We start from the raw sequence: 24,179 nt of genomic DNA, 5'->3' as shown, positions 1-24,179 counted from the left end.
GCGGTGCAGGAGGATGCGGCTATGCTCGCGCCGGCTCCTTCCACCTTTCCGCGACGCTGCCATGACCGTGTTCCGCTCCCCGCGCCTGCTGCTGTCCCTGTCCCTGTTCGGCCTGCTTGCCGCCTGCGGCGGCGAACCCAAGCCGGCGCCGCCGGCCCCGGTGGTGAACGGACCGGCCCCGACGCCGGCCGCCAAGCCGCTGCGCATCGGCATCGCCCTGGGCGGCGGCGCGGCCAAGGGCTTCGCCCACATCGGCGTGATCAAGATGCTGCAGGCCAACGGCCTGGAGCCGACGGTGGTGTCCGGCACCAGCGCCGGCAGCGTGGTCGGCGCGCTGTACGCCAGCGGCATGGACGCGTTCCAGATGCAGCAGGCGGCGGTGGCGCTGGACGAGAGCAGCATCCGCGACATGCGCCTGTTCTCCGGCGGCCTGGTGCAGGGCCAGGCGCTGCAGGACTACGTCAACGCCCAGCTCAAGGGCAAGCCGATCGAGAAGCTGGCCAAGCCGTTCGCCGCGGTCGCCACCCGGCTGGAAGACGGCGAGCGCACCGTGTTCGTACGCGGCAACGCCGGCCAGGCGGTGCGCGCGTCCAGCAGCATCCCCGGCGTGTTCGAGCCGGTCGCCATCGGCAAGTTCCACTACGTCGACGGCGGCGTGGTCAGCCCGGTGCCGGTGGACGCCGCGCGCCAGCTCGGCGCCGACTTCGTCATCGCCGTGGACATCTCCAGCAAGGCCAGCGGCAAGAACCCGGGCAGCATGCTCGGCACCGTCAACCAGTCGATCGCGATCATGGGCCAGCGCCTGGGCCAACAGGAACTGGGCCGGGCCGACATCGTGATCCGGCCCAAGGTCAACGATATCGGCGCGGCAGACTTCGCCCAGCGCAACGCCGCGATCCTGGAAGGCGAAAAGGCCGCGCTGGCGGCGATGCCGCAGATCAAGGCCAAGCTGGCGCAACTGCAGCAGCAGCGCGCGGAGGCCGCGGCGGCCGCCGCGAAGGCGGCGCAACCGGCGCGGCCGCCGTGCGAACCGCCATCGCGGCTGAGCCGCCTGCTGCGCCGCGACGATCCCTGCAAGCCGAAGGACTGAGGCTTCCCTCCCCTCTCCCACCGGGAGAGGGGCCGGGGGTGAGGGTCCGACCGCCAGCGCGCATTCCTGCTAGGCGCAACCCCACCGGCACCACACCGCAACTCAGTACCGCCAGCGCAGGGTGAAGCTGACGAAGCGCGGTTCGCCGTAGTTCTGGTAATCCAGGTTCGCCCAGTATTTCTTGTTCAGCGCATTGGTCACCGCCAGCGTCGCGGTCCATTGCGTGCTGAGCTGGTAGTTGGCGTTGAAGTGCACCAGCGCGTACGGGTCCTGCACCACGGTGACCGGGCGCGTGGCGGCGCTGCCGTCGCCGAGCGGGCGCTGGATGTTGTAGCCGCGCACCGCGCTCTGCCAGCTCACGCCGCCGCCCAGGCTCAGCCGCTGCCAGGCGCCGGGCAGGCGCACCTGGGTGGACAGCTGCAGATAGTCCTCCGGCAGGTTGGCGTAGATCGCATCGGTCGGCGCGCGGGTGACCTTGGCGCGGGTGTAGCCGGCGTTGAGCGTCCAGCCCGGGCGCAGTTCGCCGTTGTACTCCAGTTCCCAGCCGCGGCTCTTGGTGCCGTTGACGCCGATGTAGGCCGAGCTGCCGTCGGGCAGCGAGGCTTCGGGCTGGGTCATATCGCGCACCGCGTAGTTGTCCTGCTTGGCCTCGAACACCGCCGCGCTGAGCAGCCCGCGGCCGTCGGCCAGCTGCGCCTTGACGCCCGCTTCCAGGTTGGAGCCCTGCACCGGCGCCAGCAGGTTGTTGTCCTTGTCCTTGTAGTTCTGCGGATTGAAGATCTCGGTGTAGCTGGCGTAGGTGGAGATGTCCGGGGTGATGGCGTAGACCAGGCCGACGTAGGGCGTGACCTCGTCGCTGACCCGGTAGCGGCCGCTGGTGCCGGTGTAGGCGCCGTTGGCGGCGAAGGCCTGCGTGCGGGTCTGCCAGGAACTCAGCCGCGCGCCGGCGATCAGCGACAGCGGCTCGGCCAGGCGCAGCCGGGTGGAGGCGTACACGCCGCGCTGGGTGGTGCGCGCCTCGCGCCGCGCACCGGTGCGGGCGGCGCTGATCTGCGACACGTCGCCGTGCCAGTCGTAGACGTTGGGGATGTAGTAGCAGCGCTCGCGGCCGCAGCTGGCCCAGTCGCCCGGATAGCGCAGCACCAGGGTCTGCGTGGTCGACTGCAGGTCCTGCCAGCTGCCGCCCAGCACCAGGTCGTGGTCGCGGCCGAACAGCGGGAACGAACCGGACAGGTACACGTCCAGGCCGTCGCGGGTGTCGCTGGTCTGCCCGGCGGCGGCGCGCAGGTAGAGGCCGCTGCCGTCGCGCTTGGGATAGCCGCTGCCATAGACGCGCAGGTTGTCGACCGCGCCTTCGGTGCGCGCCAGGTTGACCTTCAGCAGCCAGTTCTCGCCGAAGCGCTGTTCCAGGTTGGCGAAGGTGGTGTGGGTGTTGCGCTGCCAGCGCGTCCACTTCGGCGCCAGGTTGGTGGACGTGGGCAGGTCGGCGAACGCGCCGTCGGCGAAGAAGTACGGCACCGTGCCCCAGGTCGCGCCGACCGGGTCGTTGTCCTGGCGCTGGTAGCCGACGGTGACCGTGGTGGCCTCGGTCAGGTCGCCTTCCAGCACCGCCATGCCGGACATCTTCTGGTCGCTGTAGTGGTCGTAGTAGTAGCCGCGGTCCTGCCAGGCGGCGACGAAGCGGCTGCGGAAGCGGCCGTCGGCGCTCAGCGGCGCGGTGACGTCGGCCTGGGTACGGCGGAAGTCCCAGCTGCCAAGCGAGGCCGCGAACGACGCATCGAAGGTCTTGCCGGGACGCTTGCGCAGCAGGTTGACCGTGGCCGAGGGGATGCCGGCGCCGCTGAGCAGGCCGTTGGCGCCACGGATCACCTCGACGCGGTCGTAGAAGACCATGTCGTATTCCTGATTGGTGGAGCCGCTGTAGGTGGGCAGGCCGTCGACCTGGAAGTCGGTGATCTGGAAGCCGCGCGCGAAGTACAGCGGCCGCTGGGTGTCGTAGAAGGACACGTTGACGCCGGTGACGTTGCGCATCACGTCGTTGATGCTGAACAGCGATTCCTCTTCCAGGCGCTGCTGGCCCAGCACGCTCACCGATTGCGGCGTTTCCTGCAGCGTCAGCGGCAGGCGGGTGGTGGTGGACGGCTGCGCGCGGCTCGGGCTGCCGCTGACCTCCACCTTGTCCAGCGTGGTCGGTTGATCGGCCGCGTCGGCCACCTCGGCGGCCAGCAACGGCGCCGGCGCGCCGGAGAGCGCGGACAGCAGGGCGAGGTAGAGCAGACGGTGGGAAACGGAAGGACGCATGGAGTGATCTCGCGGGGGTGGCGCGGCGGCGGCGACGCGGTGGAAGAAAGCGACAGGCGCAGCCAGCCCCCACGGCCGGGATCCGGCGCGGCTCGCCTATCGTGCTGGCGGAGGGGTTGTGGCCGTGGATGGCCGTCGCAGAATGCAAATGTAAATCGTTAGCAACAACTTAACAAGGGTTGTCACACACCGACACGCGGCGACACATCCGCGTCGGGCCGCTAGCCGCGCGGCAGCGGCAGGCCGGCGAAGTCCTTGACGGTGCGCAGCACGAAGCTGGAATTGACGTCGGCGACGCCGGCGGCGTTGAGCAGCTTGTCCAGCAGGAACGCGGAGAAGTGCGCCAGATCGCGGACGTAGACGTGCAGCAGGTAGTCCATGTCGCCGGTCAGCGCATGGCAGGCGACCACCTCGTCCCAGCCCTGCACGCTCTCGGCGAAATGGGCGATGCCGCTCTGGCCGTGCTTCTCCAACTGCACGCGGACGAAGGCCTGCAGGCCCAGGCCCAGCGCCGCCGGCACCAGCCGCGCGGCGTAGCCGGCGACCACGCCCTCGGCTTCCAGCCGCTGCACCCGGCGCAGGCAGGCCGAGGGCGACAGGTTCACCTGCGCCGCCAGTTCGGCGTTGCTGGCCCGGCCCTGCCGCTGCAGCAGGGCGAGCAGGCGCAGGTCGGTGCGGTCGAAGGTCGGCGATCCGGTCATTTATTGCTCTGCAACATGCGTTTGACGCAACAATGTTGCGCACAGCGCGCGGATCCGCGCAACTTCGCAAGCCCATTGCGCGCCGGCACGCCTACCATCGTGGCATCCCTTCCCGGAGCGTCGACCATGGACACCGCACCGCGCCGCGTCGAACACCAGCAGACCGACAAGGGCTACGTGCCGGTCTACACCACCGCCGTGGTGGCCCAGCCGTGGGACAGCTACAGCGCCGACGACCATGCCACCTGGGGCACGCTGTACAAGCGCCAGCGCGACCTGCTGGTCGGCCGGGCGTGCGACGAGTTCCTGCAGGCGCAGGACGCGATGGGCATGAGTCCGCAGGCGATCCCGCGCTTCGACCAGCTCAACGCGGTGCTGCAGGCGGCCACCGGCTGGACCCTGGTCGGTGTCGAGGGACTGCTGCCGGAACTGGACTTCTTCGATCACCTGGCCAACCGCCGCTTCCCGGTGACCTGGTGGATCCGCCGGCCCGAGCAGATCGACTACATCGCCGAGCCGGACCTGTTCCACGACCTGTTCGGCCACGTGCCGCTGCTGATGAACCCGCTGTTCGCCGACTACATGCAGGCCTACGGCCGCGGCGGAGTGAAGGCGCACGCGATCGGCCCGGAGGCGCTGCAGAACCTGACCCGGCTGTACTGGTACACGGTGGAGTTCGGCCTGATCGACACCGCCGACGGCCTGCGCATCTACGGCGCCGGCATCGTCTCCTCCAAGGGCGAGTCGCTGTATTCGCTGGAGTCTGACGCGCCCAACCGCATCGGCTTCGACCTGCAGCGGATCATGCGCACCCGCTACCGCATCGACACCTACCAGAAGACCTACTTCGTCATCGATAGCTTCGAACAGCTGATGCAGGCGACCTCGCCAGACTTCACTCCGCTCTACGCGGCGCTGGCCGACCAGGCGCACCTGCCGGCCGGCCAGGTACAGGCGCAGGACCGCGTGTTCCATGCCGGCAGCGGCGAAGGCTGGGCGGACGGCGGGGACGTGTGAGGTCCCCACGACGGCCGCGGCGGGCGTGCCCGCACGCGACCGTCGCCTGGCCGCACCGCGCGCTCAGTCATCGCCCATGACAGCGATGCCGGTCACGCTGGCCGGTTTCAGGTTGCAGCCGTTCAAGTAGTTGTAGAGGGCGCTGCCGCCGACCTCGCTCCCGCGAATCTGCGGCGTGGTCAGCTTGAACGGCCCCTGCGGACCCGCAGGCAGCCGGGTGCCGACGACGCTGCGCGCCGGCACGCAGCCGAGGATGTGGTTGCGCATGTTCGCGACGGTGGGCCGCCCCCCGGCGTTCTGGACCTCGAATTCGAGGTCCCAGATGTGCGACCGGACGATCTGGGCGGCTGGGCCTTTTGCATTTCGGACCGAAGCCGCTGCAGCGCGACGCCACAGGAGCGGCGCGCGCGGAAGCGTGATGCGCTCTGGTCGCTTCCTTCGGCGCTCGCCCTACCCCCTCTCCACCGGAGAGGGGCTCGAGCGGAGCACTATGCGATCAGGCCGCAGCCGCCTCGGCCTTGCCCAGCACCCCGGCGACGAAGGCGCGCAGCTCGGCGTCCTGGGCGTTGTCGAAGAAGCACTGCTGGAAGCGCGGGCCGCCCACGGCCTGCTTGACCAGTTCCGGATCCAGCGCGCGCAGGCCGTCCAGGTAGGACTTGGCCAGGGCCTGCTTGACCTGGGTCAGGATGCCGGCGTTGGCCTGCTGCGATTCTCGGCGCTCGGCCGGGTAGCCCATGCCGCGCTCGCCGCCGAAGGCCTTCTCGAAGATGTAGCGCACGTTGATCTCCGCGCCCCAGCCGTAGCCCTTGGCGAAGGCCAGCGCCAGCGCGTTGCCGTTGTTGACCTGGGCGAACAGGTAGGCGTCGGTCGGCTCGATGCAGTAGCCGCAGAACACGCCCGGGTGGGCGTTGAGCGACATCATCGCGCCCTGGCCGGTGCCGCAGCCGGCGACCACGAAATCCACCGCGCCGGCATTGAGCAGCAGGCCGGCGCAGATGCCCAGGTGGATGTAGGTCAGGCGGTGGTCGGCGTCGCCGTCCATGCCGACGTTGAACACGCTGTGGCCCTGGGCGGCGGCGACGTCGTTGAGCTGCTGCAGGATCACCGGGTTCTTGGCGGCCTGGCTGAACTCGTTCATTAGGGCGATTTTCATGGGGGGTCCTTTGGTGGGGGATTGGGTGATGGAAGGGTTTGGCTGGGATGGGTCGGCGGTGGGCGTACCCTCATCCGCCCTGCGGGCACCTTCTCCCGGGGGGAGAAGGGACGGCTGTTAGCGCGCGAGCCAGCCGCCGTCGACCGGGATCACGGTGCCGTTGACGTAGTCCGAGGCGCTGCTGGCCAGGAACACCGCGGTGCCGCCCAGGTCCTCCGGCACGCCCCAGCGGCCGGCCGGGATGCGCTCCAGGATCGCCTGGTTGCGCGCGGGGTCGGCGCGCAGCTGCGCGGTGTTGTCGGTGGCCATGTAGCCCGGGGCGATGGCGTTGATGTTGACGCCCTTGGCGCCCCACTCGTTGGCGAGCAGGCGGGTGATGCCGGCGATGCCGGACTTGCTGGCGGTGTACGAGGGCACGCGGATGCCGCCCTGGAACGACAGCATCGAGGCGATGTTGATGATCTTGCCGCTGCCCTGGGCGATGAAGTGGCGGCCGGCGGCCTGGCACATGAAGAACGCGGACTTGATGTTGACGTTCATGACGTCGTCCCAGTCCTGCTCGCTGAAGTCCACCGCGTCGGCGCGGCGGATCAGCCCGGCGTTGTTGACCAGGATGTCCAGGCGGCCGAGGCCGGCCAGGGTCTGGTCGAGGATGCGCTGCACCGGCTCGATGCTGATCAGGTTGGCCTCGATGGCGATGAAGCGCCGGCCCAGCGCGGTGACCTTGGCTTCGGTCTCGGTCGGCGCCTGGATGCCGGCGGCGGCGATGTCGGCGCCGGCCTGCGCCAGCGCCACGGCGATGCCTTGGCCGAGGCCGGTGTTGGCGCCGGTGACCAGGGCGACCTTGCCTTCGAGACTGAACGGATGGGGCATTGCGGGGGCTCCTAGAAGGGATGCGGACGGCGGGGACGGGGCACGGCGCGGACGGCGCCTACTTGAGCTGGCAGATGTCCAGCACGTGCATGTCGGTGTAGTCGAGGTTCTCGCCGCCCATCGCCCAGATGAAGGCGTAGTTGGCGGTGCCGGCGCCCATGTGGATCGACCACGGCGGCGACACCACCGCCTCGTTGTTGGCGACCACGATGTGGCGCTGCGCGTCCGGCTCGCCCATGAAGTGGTAGACGCGGTCGTTGGCGCCGAGGTCGAAGTAGAAGTAGACCTCGCTGCGGCGGTCGTGCAGGTGCGGCGGCATGGTGTTCCAGACGCTGCCCGGCTTGAGCACGGTCAGGCCCAGCAGCAACTGCGAAGACTGGCAGGTGGCCGGCACGATGTACTGGTAGATGGTGCGTTCATTGCTGGTCTCCAGCGCGCCGCGGTCCAGCGCCACCGCCTCGGCGATCGACAGGCGCTTGGTGGCAAAGCGCGCATGCGCCGGTGTGGAGGCCAGATAGAACTGCGCCGGCGTTGCCGCGTCGTCGGAGGCGAACAGCACCTCGGCGCTGCCCATCGCCACGTACAGGCCGTCCTTGGGACCGAGCGGATACGCGGTGCCGTCGACGGTGACGGTGCCGCTGCCGGCGCCGACGTTGATCACGCCCAGCTCGCGCCGCTCCAGGAACGGGCGACCGGCGGCGGAGGCCGGCTCGGTCTGCGCCGGCAGCCGCACCGGCCCGGTCAGCGGCGCGGCGCCGCCGAGCACGAAGCGCTCGTAGTGGGTGTACTTCAGGGTCACCGCGTCGTCCACGAACAGGCCGTCGAGCAGGTACAGGTCGCGCAGCTGGTCGTTGCTGGCGCCCTTGATCGCGTCGGGATGGGTGGCGTAGTGGGTCTTGCAGTACAGGGACATGGGCCTCTCCAGTGCAGGCGACGGCATGCGGCAGCCCGCCACGGAGGACAGTCTAGCGGGTCTGGTAAACCGGTGTCATTCCGCAGTGCACGAACGGCGGGGATTGGGGATTCGGGATTGGGGATGAAAGGCGCTGCGCCGCGGGGGCAGCGCAGCGGCTCAGCGCGGCAACGGCTGGCCGACGTCGATGCGGTTGCCGTCGGGGTCGGCGAAGACGAAGCAGCGCAGGCCGAAGTCCGCGTCGCGGATCGCCTTGACGATGCGCACGCCCTGCGCCTGCAGGCCGTCGTGCAGCGCCGCCGCGTCGTCGACCAGCAGGTGGGCGACGTTGCTGGTGCTGCCGCGGTGGCCCGGGCGCAGGGTCAGGTGCAGTTCGGCGGCGTCCTTCTTCAGGATCACGAAGCCGACCGGGCTGCCGTTCTGGAACACGCTGCGGAAGCCCAGGCGTTCGGTGTAGAAGGCGACGGCGCGGGCGATGTCGGCGACGGGCACGGTCGGCGCCAGGCGGCCGAAACGGACCGCGGTGGCGGCAGGGACAGGGGACGACATGGCGAAGGCTCCTCGCGGGAAGGCCGCGTGGGTCCGCCCGGGCGGTGCCGGAACGGAGCGGGCCTTCGATGGGCGGAGCGGTGTCCGCACGGTCTGACGCAGTGTAGAGGGTTTGCGGCGGGCCGGGAGGGGTGCGGTGGCAGGACACGTACCGTGCGGGCGCAATGCATGGATGGCATCGGAACGGGCAGGTCCCACGGCCAAGCGGGCGCCGCGTTGCGGCGCGGAGCGTTCCCGGTCCCTGGAGGATCCGCCGCCACGGCAGTTCCGTTCGTGCGCGTCGGGGCTGAAGCCCCTCCCGCAAATGCGCCCCACACCTGGATTGGAGATGCGCTGAAGCCGCTTCGGCAGCGGCGAATCTCGACCGACGGATCGCGCCGTTGCTTCGCAAGCGCATGGCAGGCCGCAAGCGCCGCTCGCCCCGACACGTCGCGCGCGCGCCGGTCGCCGGCCGCGCCGCCGCGCTCAGTCTTCCGGCGGCTGGCAGGAGTCGCGCACGATCAGGTGCGGGCGCACGCTGGCCACCGCCAGCGACGGCGTGCCCTCGGGCTGGATCAGCATCGCCGCGGCGGTGCGGCCGGTGTCGCGGGTATGCCGGCGCACCGAGGTCAGCGACGGCCACAGCCGCGAGGCCAGCGGGCTGTCGTCGTAACCGATGATCGAGAGCTGGCGCGGGATGTTGATGTTGGCGCGCAGCGCGACCTTGTACACGCCGGCGGCCATTTCGTCGTTGCCGGTGAAGATCGCGCTGGGCCGTTGCTTGCCCAGCAGCAGCTTTTCCGCCGCGGCCACGCCCGATTCGAAGGTGTAGCCGGCCTCGACGATGCGCGCCGGCGGCAGTTCGATGCCGCGCCGGGTCAGCGCGTCGATGAAGCCGGCGGTGCGCTCGTGCGCGGAGCGGTAGGCGCTGGGGCCGGTGATCAGGGCGATGTCGCGGTGGCCCAGCGACAGCAGGTAGTCGGCGGCCTCGGCGGCGCCGTCGCGGTCGTGGGTGACCACCATCTGCGAGGTGCTATCCAGCGGCAGCGAGGCGATGCGGGTGTAGCGCACGCCGATGCCGGCGAGCATGTCCGCCAGCGCCTGGTCCTCGGAGGCGCGTGGCACCAGGATCACCCCATGCAGCTTCTGCTGCTGCACGAAACGGCGCACGCCCTCGATGTAGCCGGGGCTGCGGCTGTCGCAGGGATGCACCACCAGTTCGAAGCTGGAGCCGCGCAGCGCGTCCAGCGCGCCGTACTGCATGTCCACGATGTACTGCGCGGTGGGGTTGTCGTAGACCATGCCGATCAGGAACGAGCGGCGGAACGCCAGCCCGCGCGCCAGCGGGTCCGGCGCGTAGCCGACCTCGCGCATCAGCGCCTCGACCTTCTCGCGGGTGTCTTTGCGCACCAGCGGCGAGTTGTTGATGATCCGCGACACGGTCTTCTTCGACACCCCGGACAGGCGCGCGATGTCGTTGATCGTCGCGGCCTTGCCGTGGGCGGAGGCGGGAGCATCGGCGGGACGGGGCTTGTTCGGCGCCATGGACGGAAAACCGGGCGAAAGAGAGGAGATTCTACTGGGTGTCATGTTGGCTCCCGCGCACGGTCACGCAAGCGGTGTAGACGCACCGCCCCGGCGCGGGCCGCTGGGCCACCGACGCCGGCAGCGGCGATCTGCGTGGACGGCCCGCGGTTGCGGCCTGTCGCACGCCGCCGGGCCGGCTCACGCGCGCAGCGCGCGCGGCAGCCACAGCGACAGTTCCGGGAAGAACGCCACGATCAGCAGCACGCACAGCGCCGCCAGCCAGAACGGCCAGATGGTGCGCATGCTCTGGGCGACGGTGATCTGCCCGATCGAGGTACCGATGAACAGCACCGAGCCCACCGGCGGAGTGATCAGGCCGATGCCGCCGGCCAGCACCATCACCAGGCCGAAATGGATCGGGTCGATGCCGTAGGCCTTGGCCACCGGCAGGAAGATCGGCGTGCAGATCAGGATCTTCGGCGCCAGGTCCAAGAACATGCCCAGCAACAGCAGCATCACCACGATCATCAGCAACACCGTGTGCTGGCTGTGGGCGATGGACTGCAGGAAGTGCACCGCCGCCGCCGGCACCTGCAGGTAGGCCAGCAGCCAGCCGAACACCGCCGCGGTGGCGATCACGAACAGGATCACCCCGGTGGTGCGCGCGGCATGCGTGACCGCGGCGAAGAACTCGGCCCAGCGCAGTTGCCGGTACAGCAACGCGGTGACCAGCAGCGCGTACACCACCGCGATCGCCGCGCTCTCCACCGCGGTGAAGATGCCGGCGCGGATGCCGACGAAGATCAGCGCGACCAGGCCCAGGCCCGGCAACGCCCCGACCAGCCGCAGCGCCACCGCGCGCCAGCCCGGGAACGCCTCGGTGCCGTAGCCGCGCGAGCGCGCCACCGCGTAGCCGGTGAGCATCATCGCCGCGGTCATCAGCAGCGCCGGGACGATGCCGGCGGCGAACAGGTCGGCGATCGACAGGCCACCGCCGGCCGCGGCCGAGAACAGGATCAGGTTGTGCGAGGGCGGCACCAGCAGCGCCACCAGCGCCGCGGTCATGCTGACGTTGACCGCGTAGTCGCGGTCGTAGCCGCGGTTGATCATCTGCGGAATCATGGTGCCGCCGACTGCCGAGACGTCGGCGATGGCCGAGCCGGACACGCCGCCGAAGAACAGCGAGGACAGCACGCTGACCTGGCCCAGGCCGCCGCGCATGCGCCCGACCAGCGACGACGCCAGCGCGATCAGGCGGTCGGAGATGCCGCCGCGCAGCATCAGTTCGCCGGCGAAGATGAACAACGGGATCGCGATCAGCGACGCCGAGCCGCTGCCGGCGGAGATCTGCTGCACCAGCACCACCGCCGGCAGGTCCAGGTACAGCAGCGTGGCCAGCGCCGCCGCGCCCAGCGCGTACGCCACCGGCACGCCGATCAGCAGCAGCACCACGAACAATCCCAACAGGATGGCGATGGCCATGCTCAGTTCCTCCCCACGGTGGTGCCCGGGCGCAGCACCCGCCAGGCCTGGTACAGCGCGAACACGCTCATCAGCGCGCCGCCGATCGACAGCGGCAGGTAATTGATGCTCTGCGGCATCCGCGCGCCGGCCATCTTGATGTCCAGCCCGTCCAGCAGCAGCACCGCGCCCCACCACGCGATCACCGCACCGATCGCGGCCACCAGCAGCGGGCGCAGCAGGTCGATGACCCGGCGCAGGGTGGCGTGCAGCGTCTCGGCCAGCAGGAAGAAGCCGAAGTGGCGGCGGGTGTGCACGCCGGCGGCGGCGCCCAGGCTCATCGCCGTGCTCAGCAGCAGCAGCGTCACCGGCTCGGTCCAGCTCGGCGAGTCGTTGAGCACGTAGCGGGTGAACACCTGCCAGCCCTGCACCACCACCAGCCCGAGCAGGGCCGCGGCGGCGATGCCGATGGCGAGGTGGGCGATGCGGTCCAGCAGCCGCTGCAGCGGCGACACCGGGGGGGCGAGGTCGTGGTCGGTCATCGGCATGGGCTCAGGCGAAATCGCGAATGCGGCGGTAGAGGGCTTCGATGTCCGGCTGCTGCCGGTACTCGGCCAGCAGCGGCGCGGCGGCCTTGCGGAAGGCCGGCATGTCGACCTCGTTGACGGCCACGCCGTAGTCGATCACCTGCTGCCGCGCCTGCGCCTCGGAGGCGTCCCACAGCCGGCGCATCACCGTCACCGATTGCCGTGCGGTCTCCAGCACCAGCGCGCGCTCGTCCGGCGCCAGCGTCTCGAAGCTGCGCCTGGACATCACCAGCACGTCCGGCGCGTAGGAGTGCTCGCTCTGCGACCAGTAGTGCGCGGCTTCGAAGTGGCGGCTGGACTGGAAGCTGCGCATGTTGTTCTCGGCGCCGTCGATCATGTGCGTCTCCATCGCCGAGAAGGTCTCGCCCAGCGACATCGGCGTCGGATTGGCGCCGAGCATACGCATCAGCTTGAGGAAGATGTCCGAGGACGCCACGCGCAGCTTGAGCCCGTGCAGGTCCTTGGGCTGCCGCAGCGGATGCTTGGTGTTGTAGAAGCAGCGCGCGCCGGAGTCGTAGATCGCCAGCCCGACCAGGTCGCGCTGTTCGAAGCTGCGCAGGATGCTGTCGCCGACGTGGCCGTCGATCGCGCGGCGCAGGTGCGCCACCGAGTCGAACACGTACGGCAGGCACAGCGCCTGGGTCAGCGGGAAGGTGTTGTTCAGCGCGCCGGAGTACACCCGGGTGATGTCGATGGCGCCGAAGCGCGCCATGTCGATCGCCTCCGCCTCGCGGCCGAGCTGGCCGGAGTGGTACTGGCGCAGGCGCAGGCGGCCGCCGGTCTGCTGCTCCAGGGTCTGCCCGAACCAGCGCACCGCCTCCACGGTGGGATAGTCGGCCACGTGCACGTCGGTGGCGGTGAGCAGGCGGGTGTCGCCGCGCTGCGCCAGCGCGCCCAGCGGCACGCTGGCCGCCGCCGCGGCGGTGATGCCGGCACCGAGGAATCGTCTACGAGTGATCATGCTGCGCCCTCCCGCGCGTCGTGGTCAGCGCGCAGCCTAGGCCGCGACCGCCCTGCAATGAAGTTCGCCGTAGCCGTCGAAGCGGATCGTCGCCTGCTGGCCGATGGCGATGTCGTGGATGCCGGTGGCGTTGCCGGTGGCGATCAGCTCGCCGCGGCGCAGCGGGCGCCCGCGCCGGGCCGATCGCGCCAGCGCGAACGCGAACGCCGCACGCAGCCCTCCTGGCAGCAGCGTGGCGCCGCCCGTGCCTACGCACTGGCCCTCGATCCAGGTCTCGGCGCGCAGCGCGGCCTCGTCCAGCGCGGTCCAGTCCGGCACCTGCGGCCCCAGCAGCAGGCCGTTGTTGTTGCCGAAATCGGAGATCACCACGCGCGGCCCGAGCTGGTTGATCGTGGCCAGCGGGCTGCTCGCCACCTCGACCCCGACGAACAGCGTCGCCGGCACCTGCGCGGCCTGCTGCGCGGTCCAGTGCAGCTGGTCGGCGGGCGCGTCCGCATCCAGGCGCAGCACGTACTCGGCCTCGACCGCGCCAAAGCCGCCGTCGAACACCGGGATGTCCGTTGTTCCACCGGTGGCATTCCACAGCGCAGCGGCGAAGATCGGGCCCAGCAGGCGCTCGTCCCCGGAATGGTCGCGGCGCTCGGGGGCGATGTAGCCGACCTTCCAGCCGACCACGCGGTCCGGCCATTGCGCGATCGCCAGGTCCTGCACGCGATAGGCGGTCTCCAGATCGTCCGGGATGACGCCGGGGAAATCGGGCAGTGCGCGCCCCTGGCGGCGGGCCTGGACGAAACGGGCCGCGATGTCGGCCAACGCGGGCGGTGGCGTCTGCGACGGGCCGGAAGGAAGGCTCAAGGGCATCTCCGCAAGGAAGGTGGAGGATCGGAATTGCTGCGCCGCGCATCGACAGCGCGCTGCGCCGTTGTATATGGTAAACCGGTGTCATTGGCAATGTGCGGTGCGGCATTGGGGCTGGGAATCGGGAATCGGGAATCGGGAATCGGGAATCGGGAATCGGGAATCGGGAATCGGGAATCGGGAATCGGGAATCGGGAATCGGGAGGCGGCAGCGGCAACAGCAACAGCAACAGCAACAGCAACAGCAATACAGCGTCATGCGTTGGCGCAGGCCGCGCGCACACTGGAGGCCACCGGCCGCGCCGGCCATGCGCGCCGCGCGGGCTTCTTCCACCCACCACGAGATCTCGACGATGTCGGCCCAACACCATCTCCTCCGCCTACGCCCCGCCGGCGCCCTGCCCACGCCCTGCGGCAGGCGCCGGTCCCGGCCTGGCATCGCCTTGCTGGCGGCGCTGGGGCTGTTGCTGGGTGCCCTCGGCCCGACCGCGGCGGCCGAGCGCCCGGCCAGCGAGAGCGCCGCCGAGCTGGCGGCGCGGCTGCCGCTGTGGTCCGGTCCGGCACCGGGGTCGGCGGCCGGCCCCGAGCAACCGCATCTGGTCGAACGCAGCGACGACCCGGCCCTGCCCGATCGTGCGCTCAGCGGCCGCTACCAGCCCTACTTGGTGGTGTACCGGCCGAAGCACCCGAACGGCAGCGCGCTGCTGGTGGCGCCCGGCGGCGGCTATGCACGCCTGGTACTGGACAAGGAAGGCACGGCGCTGGAACCGATCTTCGCCGAACAGGGGGGTATCACCCTGTTCCTGCTGCGCTACCGGCTACCGGACGCCGCTGCCGACGGCAACGCCGCGGCGCGCGACCAGCCGCTGGCCGACGCACAGCGCGCGCTGCGCCTGATCCGCGCGCATGCCGCCGACTACGGCGTGGACCCGCACCGCATCGGCGCGATCGGCTTCTCCGCCGGCGGCCACGTCGCCGCCAGCCTCGGCACCCGCTACGACGACCCGGTGTATCCGGCCCGCGATGCGGTCGACCGGGTCAGCGCGCGGCCGGACTTCCTGCTGCTGCTGTACCCGGTCATCGACATGGGCAGCGGCACCGCGGCGCACACCGGCTCGCGGCTGCGGCTGCTCGGCCGCCACCCGGATGCGGCGACCATGGCCGCCTACTCGCTGCAGAACCGCGTGCACGCCGGCATGCCGCCGACCTTCCTGGTGCAGGCGCAGGACGACCCGGTGGTGTCGGTGGAGAACAGCCTGCTGTTCTACCAGGCGCTGCGCCAGGCGGGGATACCGGCCGAGCTGCACCTGTTCGCGCACGGCGGCCATGGCTTCGGCGTCCGCGGCATCGCCGGCCTGCCGTTGGCGGCCTGGCCGCAGCTGGCGCTGAGCTGGATGCGCAACGTGCAGGACGATCCGCGCGCCCGCGCGCCGATCCCGCCGCCAGCGGAGGGGAAGTGAGCCACGTGGCCTGCGCGCCGCTGCGTGCCCCGCCACGCGATCGCATCGCCGGTGGCCGCCGCGTCGCCACGCCGCACACGCGTCCCCGATCGCCTCGTCAGGAGTCCGTCCACGCATGACCGCCCGTCCCCACCTGCCCGGCTCGCACACCGCCGTATCCGCCGCGGCCGCTCCCGACGACCGCAGCCGGCGCCGCTTCCTGCGCGACGGCGCGCTCGGCGCGCTGGCGGTGAGCGGCGCGCTGCCCGGGTTCGCGACCGCGGCGGCGCCGACGCCAACGGCGCCGCTGGCGCGCACCCGCAGCGGCCGCATCCGCGGCGTGCGCGAGCAGGGCGTGCTGGCGTTCAAGGGCATTCCCTACGGCGCCGACACCGCACCACGCCGCTTCCAGCCGGCGCTGCAGGAGCGGCCCTGGCACGGCGTGCGCGACTGCGGCGCCTACGCCGCGTCGGCGCCGCAGCGGGGGGCCGAGCCGGTCAGCGAGGACTGCCTGTTCCTCAACGTCTGGACCCCGGGCCTGCGCGATGGCGCGCGCCGCCCGATCCTGGTCTATATCCACGGCGGCGCCTACAACAACGGCTCCGGCAGCGACCCGCTGTACGACGGCGTGCGCCTGTGCCAGCGCGGCGACGTGGTGGTGGTCAGCGTCAATCATCGCCTCAACGCCTTCGGCTACCTGTACCTGGCGCCGTTCGGCGGGCCGGCCTATGCCGCCTCCGGCAACGTCGGCCAGCTCGACCTGGTGCAGGCGCTGCACTGGGTGCGCGCGCACGCGGCCGAGTTCGGCGGCGATGCCGGCAACGTCACCGTGTTCGGCCAATCCGGCGGCGGCGCCAAGATCGCCACGCTGATGGCGATGCCGGCCGCGCAGGGCCTGTTCCACCGCGCCTGGACCATGAGCGGGCAGCAGGTCACCGCCGCCGGGCCGCGTGCGGCCAGCCAGCGTGCGCAGCTGCTGCTGCAGGCCCTGCAGCTGGAACCAACGCAACTGGACGCGCTGCGCACGCTGCCGCTGCAGCGCCTGCTCGAGGCCACGCGCACGCCCGACCCCTCGCGCGCCGAGACCGCCGCGCTGTACCTGGGCCCGGTGCTGGATGCGCAGGTGCTGCACCGGCATCCGTTCTGGCCGGACGCGCCGCCGCAGTCGGCGCGCATCCCGTTGGTGATCGGCAACACCCGCGACGAGACCCGTGCCTTCCTCGGCCACGATCCGGCCAACTTCGCGCTGAGCTGGGACGCCCTGCCGGACAAGCTGGCGCAGGAACAGTACGTGGACCTGTCGCCGCAGGTGGTGATCGCCGAGTACCGGCGGCTGTATCCGCACTACACGCCGAGCGAAGTGTTCTTCGCCGCCACCACCGCCGGCCGTTCCTGGCGCGGCGCGGTGGAGGAAGCCGAGGCGCGGGCGCGGCAGGGCGCGCCGACCTGGGTCTACCAGCTCGACTGGGGCTCGCCGCTGGACGGCGGCAAGTTCGGCGCCTTCCACACCCTGGACATTCCGCTGGTGTTCGACAACATCCGCCAACCCGGTTCGCGCACCGGCGACGGCGCCGACGCGCAGCGCATGGCCGATGCGATGAGCGCGGCGCTGCTCGCCTTCGCCCGCCACGGCGACCCCAACCACGCCGGCCTGCCGCGCTGGGACCCGTATTCGCTGGCCCAACGCGAGACCCTGCTGTTCGACACCGACAGCCGCCTGGCGCACGACCCGCGCGGCGGCGAACGCCGGCTCTATGCGCAGGTGCCGTTCGTGCAGCGCGGGACGTTCTGAGCGCCTGCGCCACGGGGCCGCGCCGTCACCGGCGTGGCGCAGGCGCAGACCAGGGCCGGGGTCACGTCCGCGAGCGTGCGTATCCGCGACAATGCGGGCTCCCGCAGGCTGCCAGACCGCCACCATGCCGCCTTCCGCACCGCAGACGACCCTGCTCGCGCGCATCGACGACTGCTACCGCGCGCTCAGCGGTCGTGGCCTGTATTGCCCCGACGCCGTCGCCGACCGCTACCACTGGCTGCATGCGCAGGCGCCGTACGCCATCCTGGCGCATGACGCCAGCGCCGACCCGGTGTTCTTCTACGCCAATCGCTGCGCCTTGCGCTGCTTCAAGTACAGCGAGGACGAGATGCTCGCACTGCCGTCGCGGCTGAGTGCAGCCCCGGCCAACCGCGCCGAACGGCAGCGGCTGCTCGATGCGGTCGCCCAGCGCGGCATTGCCGATGGCTACAGCGGGCAGCGGGTGGACAAGCAGGGAAACCGCTTCGTGATCCACGATGGCGAAGTCTGGCAGTTGGGCTTCGGCAGCAGCGCCGGGTGGGGCCAGGCCGCGCTGTTCTGGCCCAGCCCTCGGCATACGGTGGTGCTGGCGTAGCGGCAGGCAACGTGCCTCGTGGGAACGGCTTCGCGGCGACGCGCATTGCCGGTAACCCCTGTCGCGGCTGAAGCCGCTCCTACAACCGTGGAGCGCGCATCGAGGCGTCGGCCGGGCCGTGGTGAGAGGGACTTGCACTGCGGCGCGCTGCGCACGACGCACACGGATCCGCCACTGCCTGGCGCGGCGGAACGCACGGCGTTGCGCGCGGCGTAACGAGCCTGCGCCGCACCAAACGGCCAAGCACATCCGCCCCTGCCCGCAACGTGCGCAGGGCATCGTCGCCGCCCGCCATGGCCGTACCGGTACATGGCGGTCGCCGCATGCCTACCAGCCGGTGTCCTCGGCCAGCACCACCCGGTTGCCGACGGCACGCGCTGAGTCCAGCAGCGCCTCGGCGCGCTGCATCAGCGTGGCCGGGGTGTCCTCCGGCGCGGCCAGCAGCGCACCGACGCTGACCGTCAGCGCCGCCGCGTCCGCCGCGTCCTGCGCGATCGCCATCACCTCGACCATGTCGCGCAGCGCCGGCGCCACCTGCCGCAGGTGCGCGCCGCTGGCGTCGTACAGCACCAGCGCGAAACGATCGGCCCCGATGCGCATGGCCACGTCCAGCGGCCGCAGCAGGCATTGCATGGCCTCGGCCACCTCCAGCACCGCACGGTCGGCGGCAGCGGCGCCGCTGCGCTGCACCAGCGCGGCGAAGCCGTCCAGTTCGACCAGGATCAGCGCCAGGCCGCGCTGCAGGCGCCGGCGCTCGGCCAGCGCCACCGCCAGGTGTTCGTCGAAGCGGCGGCGGTCGCCCAGCCCGGTGAGCGCATCGCGCAAGGCCTCGTCGTCGCGCACCCGGCGCTGCAGGAAGCCTTCGCGGCGCGAGTGCTCGCGCAGGTAGCCGCCGACCGCGCCGACCGGTACCGCCGTCCACAGCAGCCACTGCAGGCGCAGGTAGGCGTCCCGCGCCGCGCCGTCCAGCAACAGGTGGCCGGCGGCGGCGCTGATCGCGCACAGCAGCAGCGCCACCGCCACGCTCTGCCACAGCGCCAGGCCCAGCGGAAAGAAGCCGGCCACCAGCACCAGGGTCATCACCGCGGCGGCGTAGCGCAGTTCCTGTGGCGGATAGCCGATGCTCGACAGCACCAGCCCGGTGCCGCCGACCAGCAGCAGCAGCGCTGCACGGCCGGGGCCGTGCGTGTCGGCGCGGTGGATCGCGGCCGCCACCCACAGCAGCGCCAGCAGCGTCGCCGCGCGCACCGCCACCGCATAGCCGAGCAGGCCACCACCGCCGCGCCAGCCGAAATGCACCGCGTCCCAGCCCAACAGCAGCAGCGCGATCAATACGCCCAGCGAGGCCGCCACGCGCTGCGCGAAGCCCAGCGTGGCGGCGGTGTAGTGGCGGTACGCCCGTTCCAGCGGAGGGTCGAACCGCAGCGCGGCGAACCCCTTGCGCAGTTGCGCCGCGTAAGCCTCGCCCGACGGCGCGTCGTGTGGCTCCTGGTAACGCTCGTGCATGCAGTCCCCTGTCGACGGCAGCGCAGTGCGAAACGCGTAACAGGTCACATCACATCCTGTCACTCGAACCCGTTTCGCGCGAACGCTGCGGTGCCTACGTCGAGACCATGAAAAAGCACCGGCGCGCGATTGTCCACTTTCGGGATGACCGGTTGCGTGACAGCGGTGCCATACGCGCCACCGGCCTGGCCTCGCCTCCCGCGCGTCAGCGCGGCGGCGGGAACGCCCACACGCTGTGCGGATCGCCACCCTGGCCGCGGCGATAGGCGGCGCGCGCCATCTGCCAGTAGGCCCAGGCCAGCGCCAGCGCACAGGCATCGATCGCCAGCAGCGTGCCGCTGCTCCACGGCGCCACCCAGCCGGCGGCGCCACGCAATCCGGCCAGCGGCACCAGCGCGGTCAGCGCCGCGCAGGCCAGCAGCAACTCGTAGGCGCCGCGGGCGGTGGGACGCAGCAGTGCCCAGGCCACGCCGAGCGCGAACACGGCGTAGTACGCGCCGCGTTCCATGCCCGGCGGCAGCAGCCGCGCGGCCACGAACAGCGCCGACACCCCGGCCACGCAGCCCAGGCACACGCCGGTGGTGAGCCGCGCCATGACGTGGGTGCGCCGCGGCTGCGCGTGCTGGCGGCGCTTGCGCCGCGCTTCCACCCACAGCAGGTTGCCGCTGTAGAACAGGAAGGCGCCGCCGAGCCCGAGCAGGAAGTACAGCCACTGCAGCGGCCAGCGCCCGTAGTTGCCGAAGTGCAGGGTCTGCAGGCCGCGCAGCGCGGCCACGCCCGGCGACATGCTCTGCGGCGACAGCACCCGCAGCACCTTGCCGTCGGCCGCCCGCAGCGCCACGCCGGCGAGCGTGTTGAGCCGCCGCTGGTCCTGGTGGCCGTACAGCTCCACCTGCGCGTTGGCGTCGCCGGCATCGTGGAAGGACAGGCTCTCCGGCACGAAGCCGGGGTTGGCCGCGCGCGCCCGCGCCACCAGCTCCGCCACCGGCAGCATCGGCGCAGGCACGTGCGCGGGCTGCACGTGCGGGGCCAGTTCGAAGTCCGGCTGCAGCACCTGCATCAGCTTGCCGTCGAACACCAGGTACTGGAACGGCGCCAGCAGCAGCACGCCCAGGGTCAGCACCGCGCCGGACCAGGCGAAGATCACGTGGAACGGCAGCGACAGCATGCCGATGGCGTTGTGCGCGTCCTGCCACAGGCGCTTGACGTTGCGGCCGCGGCGCAGCGCGAACAGGTCCTTGAGCAGCACCGGCGCGTACAGCACCACGCCGCTGACCAGCGCCAGCCCGTACAGCAGGCAGACCACGCCGAACAGGTAGGTGCCGAAGGTACGCGGCAGGCCGGCGGTGAAATGCAGGTCGTACAGGAAATCGACGAAGCCGCTGCGCTGCGGCAGTTGCAGCGGTTGCCCATCGGCCCCGGGCTGGAACTGCACGATGCCGCCGAAGGCCTGCTGCGCGGCCGGCCCGAACGCATAGAACTGCGGCAACGTGCGGCCCTCGCCCGGCAGCATCAGCGTGTAGGACTCGGCCAGCGCCGGATGCCGCGCCAGCACCACGTCGGCCAGTGCCTGCGCGGCCTGTTCCGGCGACAGCGTCGGGGCCAGCGCATGCGCCGCCGGCGGCCGCGGCCACTGCTCCAGGTCGTGGGTGAACACGTTGATCGCCCCGACGTAGAAGGCGATGAACAAGGCCATGCCGGCGAGCAGGCCCATCCAGCTGTGCGCCGACAGGAACTGGCGCAGCGTGGCGGCCTTCATGGCGTCACCTGCACGAGATGGGCGGCCTTGAGCAGGAACAGCGCGGCGTAGCACAGTGCGGTCGCCGCGCCCAGCCACAGCCAGGCGCGCGCGCCGCTGCGGAACACGAAGGCCAGCGACATCGTGCCGACCCATGCCGGGAACACCAGCAACAGCCACGGCAGCGTATGCACCTGTAGATCGCCCGGCCACAGCAGCACGCACAGGCCGATCGCGCCCACCGCCAGCGGCAGGCCCAGCACGATCGCCGCCAGCCACCTAGCCCACATCGGCGTCGCCTCCGCGCAGTTGCCGCCAGGCATCCAGGTAGGGCAAGGCCACCGCCGCCAGCATCGTCGCGCTCAGCGCGGTGAAGACGCCGGCCCACATGCCCAGCGCGGCGATCGCCGCGCCCAGCGCCGCCACGCACAGCAGCGTGCCGGCCACGCGCAGCGCGCGCGCATGCCGGCGCCAGGCCGGGCGCAGCCGCTGGTGCGCGGTGGCCAGGTAGAACGCCAGCGCCGCCAGCGCGGCGGCCAGCAGATAGCCGGCGGTGGCGAGGGCGGTCATCACCAGCGCGCCTCGAAGCCGATGCCGACCACGCGCGGCGCGCCCAGGATGGCGACCGGATCGGTGGCCCAGCGATACTGCACGTAGTTCCGGTCGAGCAGGTTGTTGGCGAAGATCCACGCGCTCCAGTCCAGGTTTTCGTAGCCGAACTTGGCGTTGACCACGGTGCGCGAGGCCAGTTGCACGGCGCCGGCCCCGATGTCGGTGTACACGCGGTCGCGGAAACTCGCGTTGAGGTTGGCCAGCCAGCCCTCGGCGAAGCGCCAGTTGGCGCCCAGCGCCGCGGTCCAGTGCGGCGCGTAGGCGAACTCGCGGCCGGCGTAGTCGATGACCGAGGCGCCGGCGATGGTGGCGAAGCTGTCGTAGCGGGTGCGCGCATAGCCCAGCGAGCCGTACCAGTCGAACGCTTCGTTGGGGCGGTGGCTGGCCTCCAGCTCGGCCCCGTACAGATGCGCGCGGCCGGCGTTGACGGTGTTGTAGTCGAAGCTGTTGAGGCCGAAGTAGGCGGTGGTCTGCTTGTCCTTCCAGTCGATGTAGTAGGCGTTGGCGTTGAGGGTCAGGCGCCGGTCCAGCCACTGCGAGCGCAGCGAGGCCTCGTAGTTCCAGGTGTATTCCGGGTCGTAGGGGAAGGCCTGGCTGCGCGCCGAGTTGAAGCTGGAGCCGCCGGAGCGGTAGCCGCGCTGCACCACCAGGCTGCTCGACAGGTCCGGGTTCCAGTCGTAGCGCACGCCGAGCTTGGGCAGCAGCGCGTCGAAGTCGCGCGTGTTCCAGGCCACCTCGCCGTTGGCCGAGCGCACGATGCCGGCCACGCCCTGGTTGATCGCGGCGATCGCCCGGTACAGCGCGGTGCCGCTGGCGGCGAAGGCGGCCGGGTCGGGATAGCGGCCGGCGAAGGCGGCGGTGGTGTCGGAGGCCATCGCGTAGCGCTGGCGGTCGTAGCGCAGCCCGCCCAGCAGCGAGAACCCGCGGCCGACCTGCCACTGGCCGTCGGCGAACAGCGCGCGGTTGCTGGAGCGGGTCGGGCTGGCGCTGACGTAGTCGACCGGAATCACCGGCAGGACCTGCGCGTAGCGGGTGGCGATCGCGGTGGCGGTGGCGGTCGGGAAGCCGGCGCTGCGCAGCAGGCCGGCAATGGTCGTGGTCGGCGTGGCGACGTTGTTCAGCAGTTGCGCGTCGTTGTCTTCCACGTGCCGCGCCCAGTACGCGCCGAGCAGGCCCTGCACCGCGGCGCCGGCGTAGTGCAGGCGTAGCTCCTGCGAGGCGGTGGTGTCGTCGAGCTGGCGCTGCGCGTAGCCGGCGTTGTCCGGGCCATGGTCCATGTCCCACATGCTCGACGAGGTGACCTTGTTCCAGGCGCTGACCGAGGACAGCGACCAGGCATCGGAGAGCGCGTAGTCGGCCTGCAGGGTGACGATGTCGCTGTCGCTGCGGGTGCGGTCCGGGGTGTTGTTGGTGGCGTAGCGGTGTTCGAAGTAATCGGGCAGGTCGGTGCGCACGTAGGTGTACATGTACGGGCCGGTGCGGTGCGAGCGGGTGTAGCCCAGTTGCACCTTCAGCCCGGCGATCGCCGATGGCGTCCACAGCAGCTTGCCGCGGTAGATCGCCGAGACCTGCGCGTCGTCGGCGGCCTGGCGGGTGAGGTTCCAGGTGTAGCCATCGAAGCTGCGCTGCTCCACCGAGGCGCGGAACGCCAGTTCGTCGGCGACGATCGGGCCGCCGACCGCGCCGGCCAGGCTGCGGTCGGACGGATCGGAGGCCAGCACCCGCAGCTTGCCCTGCCAGTCCATGGTCGGCTCGGCGGTGCGCAGGACGATGGCACCGGCCAGGGCGTTCTCGCCCTGCAGGGTGGACTGCGGGCCGCGCAGGACCTCCACCTGCTGCAGGTCCCACAGGCTCAGCGGCGCCCAGCTGATCGCCTTCCACGGCAGGGCGGCGCCGTCCAGGTAGATGGTGGCCAGCGGCGCATCGCTGCCGCCGTCGATGTTGCGGATGCCGCGGATGCTGAAGCCGGCATCGCCGTAGGTCTGCGCCATGTTGGCGGTGCGGTTGAACACCTCGTAGGCGTTCTGCAGGTTCTCCTGCTCGATGCGCGCCTCGGTGGTGACGGCGACCGAGCTGGTCGTGTCCTGCACGCTGCGGCCGCTCTTCTCGCCGGTGACGACGATCTGGTCGAGGGTGGTGGGATCGGGGGGAGGCGCGGCCTCGCCGTCGGCTGCGCGCGTTGGCGACGCCCAGCCCAGCACCACGGACATCACAGACAAGGACAACATCGATCGCGCGACGCGCATGCACCATTCCCCCGAAAGACTCACGGATGAAGGCATGGCGGCGGCTGTGCCCGGCTGCCGGACCCGGCAGCGCTGGGCGCGGACTTTAGCAGAGCGTGAACGGCGCCGCCACGGGATTTGGGATGAGCGGCAGGTTTGCGCGGGGATCCGGAACCCATAGGGGCGGCTTCAGCCACGATGGGCATTCCCGGTAGAGCCCGTCGCGGCTGAAGCCGCTCCTACGAGTGGGCATCGCGCCAACGTATGCGTCACGCGCAGACACGTGTTGTGGGAAGGACTTC

General features: G+C 71.2%; 22 protein-coding genes. 5 read left to right on the top strand and 17 right to left on the bottom strand.

All coding sequences use genetic code 11. The features are described from left to right. Positions 1 to 61: 61 nt before the first annotated feature. Positions 62 to 1,090, top strand: coding sequence for a patatin-like phospholipase family protein (locus tag NKJ47_RS01215; RefSeq protein ID WP_254459768.1), 1,029 nt, complete (start codon positions 62 to 64; stop codon positions 1,088 to 1,090). A gap of 102 nt (positions 1,091 to 1,192) precedes the next feature. Here the strand turns inward: NKJ47_RS01215 and NKJ47_RS01210 are convergent, their stop codons facing one another. Then, a complete protein-coding gene (locus tag NKJ47_RS01210) occupies positions 1,193 to 3,391 on the bottom strand; it encodes a TonB-dependent siderophore receptor (RefSeq protein ID WP_254459767.1) in 2,199 nt (732 codons plus the stop codon). A 221-nt stretch (positions 3,392 to 3,612) separates the two neighbouring features. Next, positions 3,613 to 4,092: an Lrp/AsnC family transcriptional regulator gene (locus tag NKJ47_RS01205; protein WP_254459766.1), complete on the bottom strand. Its 480-nt coding sequence runs from the start codon at positions 4,090 to 4,092 to the stop codon at positions 3,613 to 3,615. 126 nt (positions 4,093 to 4,218) lie between these two features. Between NKJ47_RS01205 and phhA the strand changes: the two genes are divergently transcribed. Continuing rightward, positions 4,219 to 5,109, top strand: a complete 891-nt coding sequence (gene phhA / locus NKJ47_RS01200; RefSeq protein ID WP_254459765.1) for a phenylalanine 4-monooxygenase — start codon at positions 4,219 to 4,221, stop codon at positions 5,107 to 5,109. A 63-nt stretch (positions 5,110 to 5,172) separates the two neighbouring features. Here the strand turns inward: phhA and NKJ47_RS01195 are convergent, their stop codons facing one another. The 10 genes from NKJ47_RS01195 to NKJ47_RS01150 form a co-directional block, all read right to left on the bottom strand. Continuing rightward, complete coding sequence (locus tag NKJ47_RS01195) at positions 5,173 to 5,376, bottom strand: hypothetical protein (RefSeq protein WP_254459764.1); 204 nt, start codon at positions 5,374 to 5,376, stop codon at positions 5,173 to 5,175. Between the two features lie 229 nt (positions 5,377 to 5,605). Beyond that, complete coding sequence (locus NKJ47_RS01190; protein WP_254459763.1) at positions 5,606 to 6,262, bottom strand: RpiB/LacA/LacB family sugar-phosphate isomerase; 657 nt, start codon at positions 6,260 to 6,262, stop codon at positions 5,606 to 5,608. Between the two features lie 117 nt (positions 6,263 to 6,379). Next, positions 6,380 to 7,135, bottom strand: coding sequence for a 2-dehydro-3-deoxy-D-gluconate 5-dehydrogenase KduD (kduD, locus tag NKJ47_RS01185; protein WP_254459762.1), 756 nt, complete (start codon positions 7,133 to 7,135; stop codon positions 6,380 to 6,382). A 58-nt stretch (positions 7,136 to 7,193) separates the two neighbouring features. Further along, positions 7,194 to 8,048 carry a 5-dehydro-4-deoxy-D-glucuronate isomerase gene (kduI, locus tag NKJ47_RS01180; RefSeq protein WP_254459761.1) on the bottom strand — a complete coding sequence of 285 codons (855 nt, stop codon included), beginning with the start codon at positions 8,046 to 8,048 and terminating at the stop codon, positions 7,194 to 7,196. A gap of 159 nt (positions 8,049 to 8,207) precedes the next feature. Further along, a complete protein-coding gene (locus NKJ47_RS01175; protein ID WP_254459760.1) occupies positions 8,208 to 8,597 on the bottom strand; it encodes a glyoxalase superfamily protein in 390 nt (129 codons plus the stop codon). Positions 8,598 to 9,062: 465 nt separating this feature from the next. Beyond that, complete coding sequence (locus NKJ47_RS01170; RefSeq protein WP_254459759.1) at positions 9,063 to 10,121, bottom strand: LacI family DNA-binding transcriptional regulator; 1,059 nt, start codon at positions 10,119 to 10,121, stop codon at positions 9,063 to 9,065. Between the two features lie 180 nt (positions 10,122 to 10,301). Further along, a complete protein-coding gene (locus NKJ47_RS01165; RefSeq protein WP_254459758.1) occupies positions 10,302 to 11,585 on the bottom strand; it encodes a TRAP transporter large permease in 1,284 nt (427 codons plus the stop codon). A gap of 2 nt (positions 11,586 to 11,587) precedes the next feature. Beyond that, complete coding sequence (locus NKJ47_RS01160; RefSeq protein WP_254459757.1) at positions 11,588 to 12,106, bottom strand: TRAP transporter small permease; 519 nt, start codon at positions 12,104 to 12,106, stop codon at positions 11,588 to 11,590. A gap of 10 nt (positions 12,107 to 12,116) precedes the next feature. Then, positions 12,117 to 13,112: a TRAP transporter substrate-binding protein gene (locus NKJ47_RS01155; protein ID WP_254459756.1), complete on the bottom strand. Its 996-nt coding sequence runs from the start codon at positions 13,110 to 13,112 to the stop codon at positions 12,117 to 12,119. Between the two features lie 36 nt (positions 13,113 to 13,148). Continuing rightward, entirely contained in the window at positions 13,149 to 13,973 is an 825-nt protein-coding gene (locus NKJ47_RS01150) for a 2-keto-4-pentenoate hydratase (RefSeq protein ID WP_254459755.1), read from the bottom strand. A gap of 440 nt (positions 13,974 to 14,413) precedes the next feature. Between NKJ47_RS01150 and NKJ47_RS01145 the strand changes: the two genes are divergently transcribed. The 3 genes from NKJ47_RS01145 to NKJ47_RS01135 all read left to right on the top strand — a co-directional run bounded on the left by NKJ47_RS01145 (position 14,414) and on the right by NKJ47_RS01135 (position 17,796). Then, positions 14,414 to 15,430 (top strand): alpha/beta hydrolase, encoded by a 1,017-nt coding sequence (locus NKJ47_RS01145; RefSeq protein WP_254459754.1) that lies wholly within the window; start codon positions 14,414 to 14,416, stop codon positions 15,428 to 15,430. A 115-nt stretch (positions 15,431 to 15,545) separates the two neighbouring features. After that, positions 15,546 to 17,201 carry a carboxylesterase/lipase family protein gene (locus NKJ47_RS01140; protein ID WP_254459753.1) on the top strand — a complete coding sequence of 552 codons (1,656 nt, stop codon included), beginning with the start codon at positions 15,546 to 15,548 and terminating at the stop codon, positions 17,199 to 17,201. 124 nt (positions 17,202 to 17,325) lie between these two features. Continuing rightward, positions 17,326 to 17,796 (top strand): MEKHLA domain-containing protein, encoded by a 471-nt coding sequence (locus NKJ47_RS01135; RefSeq protein ID WP_254459752.1) that lies wholly within the window; start codon positions 17,326 to 17,328, stop codon positions 17,794 to 17,796. Positions 17,797 to 18,123: 327 nt separating this feature from the next. Here NKJ47_RS01135 and NKJ47_RS01130 read toward each other — a convergent pair whose 3' ends face one another. From NKJ47_RS01130 to NKJ47_RS01110, 5 genes are all read right to left on the bottom strand, one after another. After that, positions 18,124 to 19,302: a GGDEF domain-containing protein gene (locus NKJ47_RS01130; protein WP_254459751.1), complete on the bottom strand. Its 1,179-nt coding sequence runs from the start codon at positions 19,300 to 19,302 to the stop codon at positions 18,124 to 18,126. Between the two features lie 205 nt (positions 19,303 to 19,507). Next, positions 19,508 to 21,061, bottom strand: a complete 1,554-nt coding sequence (locus NKJ47_RS01125) for a PepSY-associated TM helix domain-containing protein (protein ID WP_254459750.1) — start codon at positions 21,059 to 21,061, stop codon at positions 19,508 to 19,510. Next, a complete protein-coding gene (locus NKJ47_RS01120; protein ID WP_254459749.1) occupies positions 21,058 to 21,330 on the bottom strand; it encodes a hypothetical protein in 273 nt (90 codons plus the stop codon). Before NKJ47_RS01120 ends, NKJ47_RS01125 begins: the two co-directional genes overlap by 4 nt. After that, positions 21,320 to 21,610, bottom strand: coding sequence for a hypothetical protein (locus NKJ47_RS01115; protein ID WP_254459748.1), 291 nt, complete (start codon positions 21,608 to 21,610; stop codon positions 21,320 to 21,322). The genes NKJ47_RS01120 and NKJ47_RS01115 overlap by 11 nt, the downstream gene beginning before the upstream one ends. After that, on the bottom strand, positions 21,610 to 23,862 hold the full coding sequence (locus NKJ47_RS01110; protein WP_254461297.1) for a TonB-dependent receptor: 2,253 nt from the start codon (positions 23,860 to 23,862) through the stop codon (positions 21,610 to 21,612). The genes NKJ47_RS01115 and NKJ47_RS01110 overlap by 1 nt, the downstream gene beginning before the upstream one ends. Positions 23,863 to 24,179: the final 317 nt, after the last annotated feature.

Origin of the sequence: Xanthomonas sacchari (assembly GCF_024266585.1) — a bacterium.
Classification (GTDB): domain Bacteria; phylum Pseudomonadota; class Gammaproteobacteria; order Xanthomonadales; family Xanthomonadaceae; genus Xanthomonas_A; species Xanthomonas_A sacchari_C.
The sequence above is the reverse complement of the archived record's forward strand: the minus strand, read 5'-3'. Positions and strand labels throughout refer to the sequence as shown.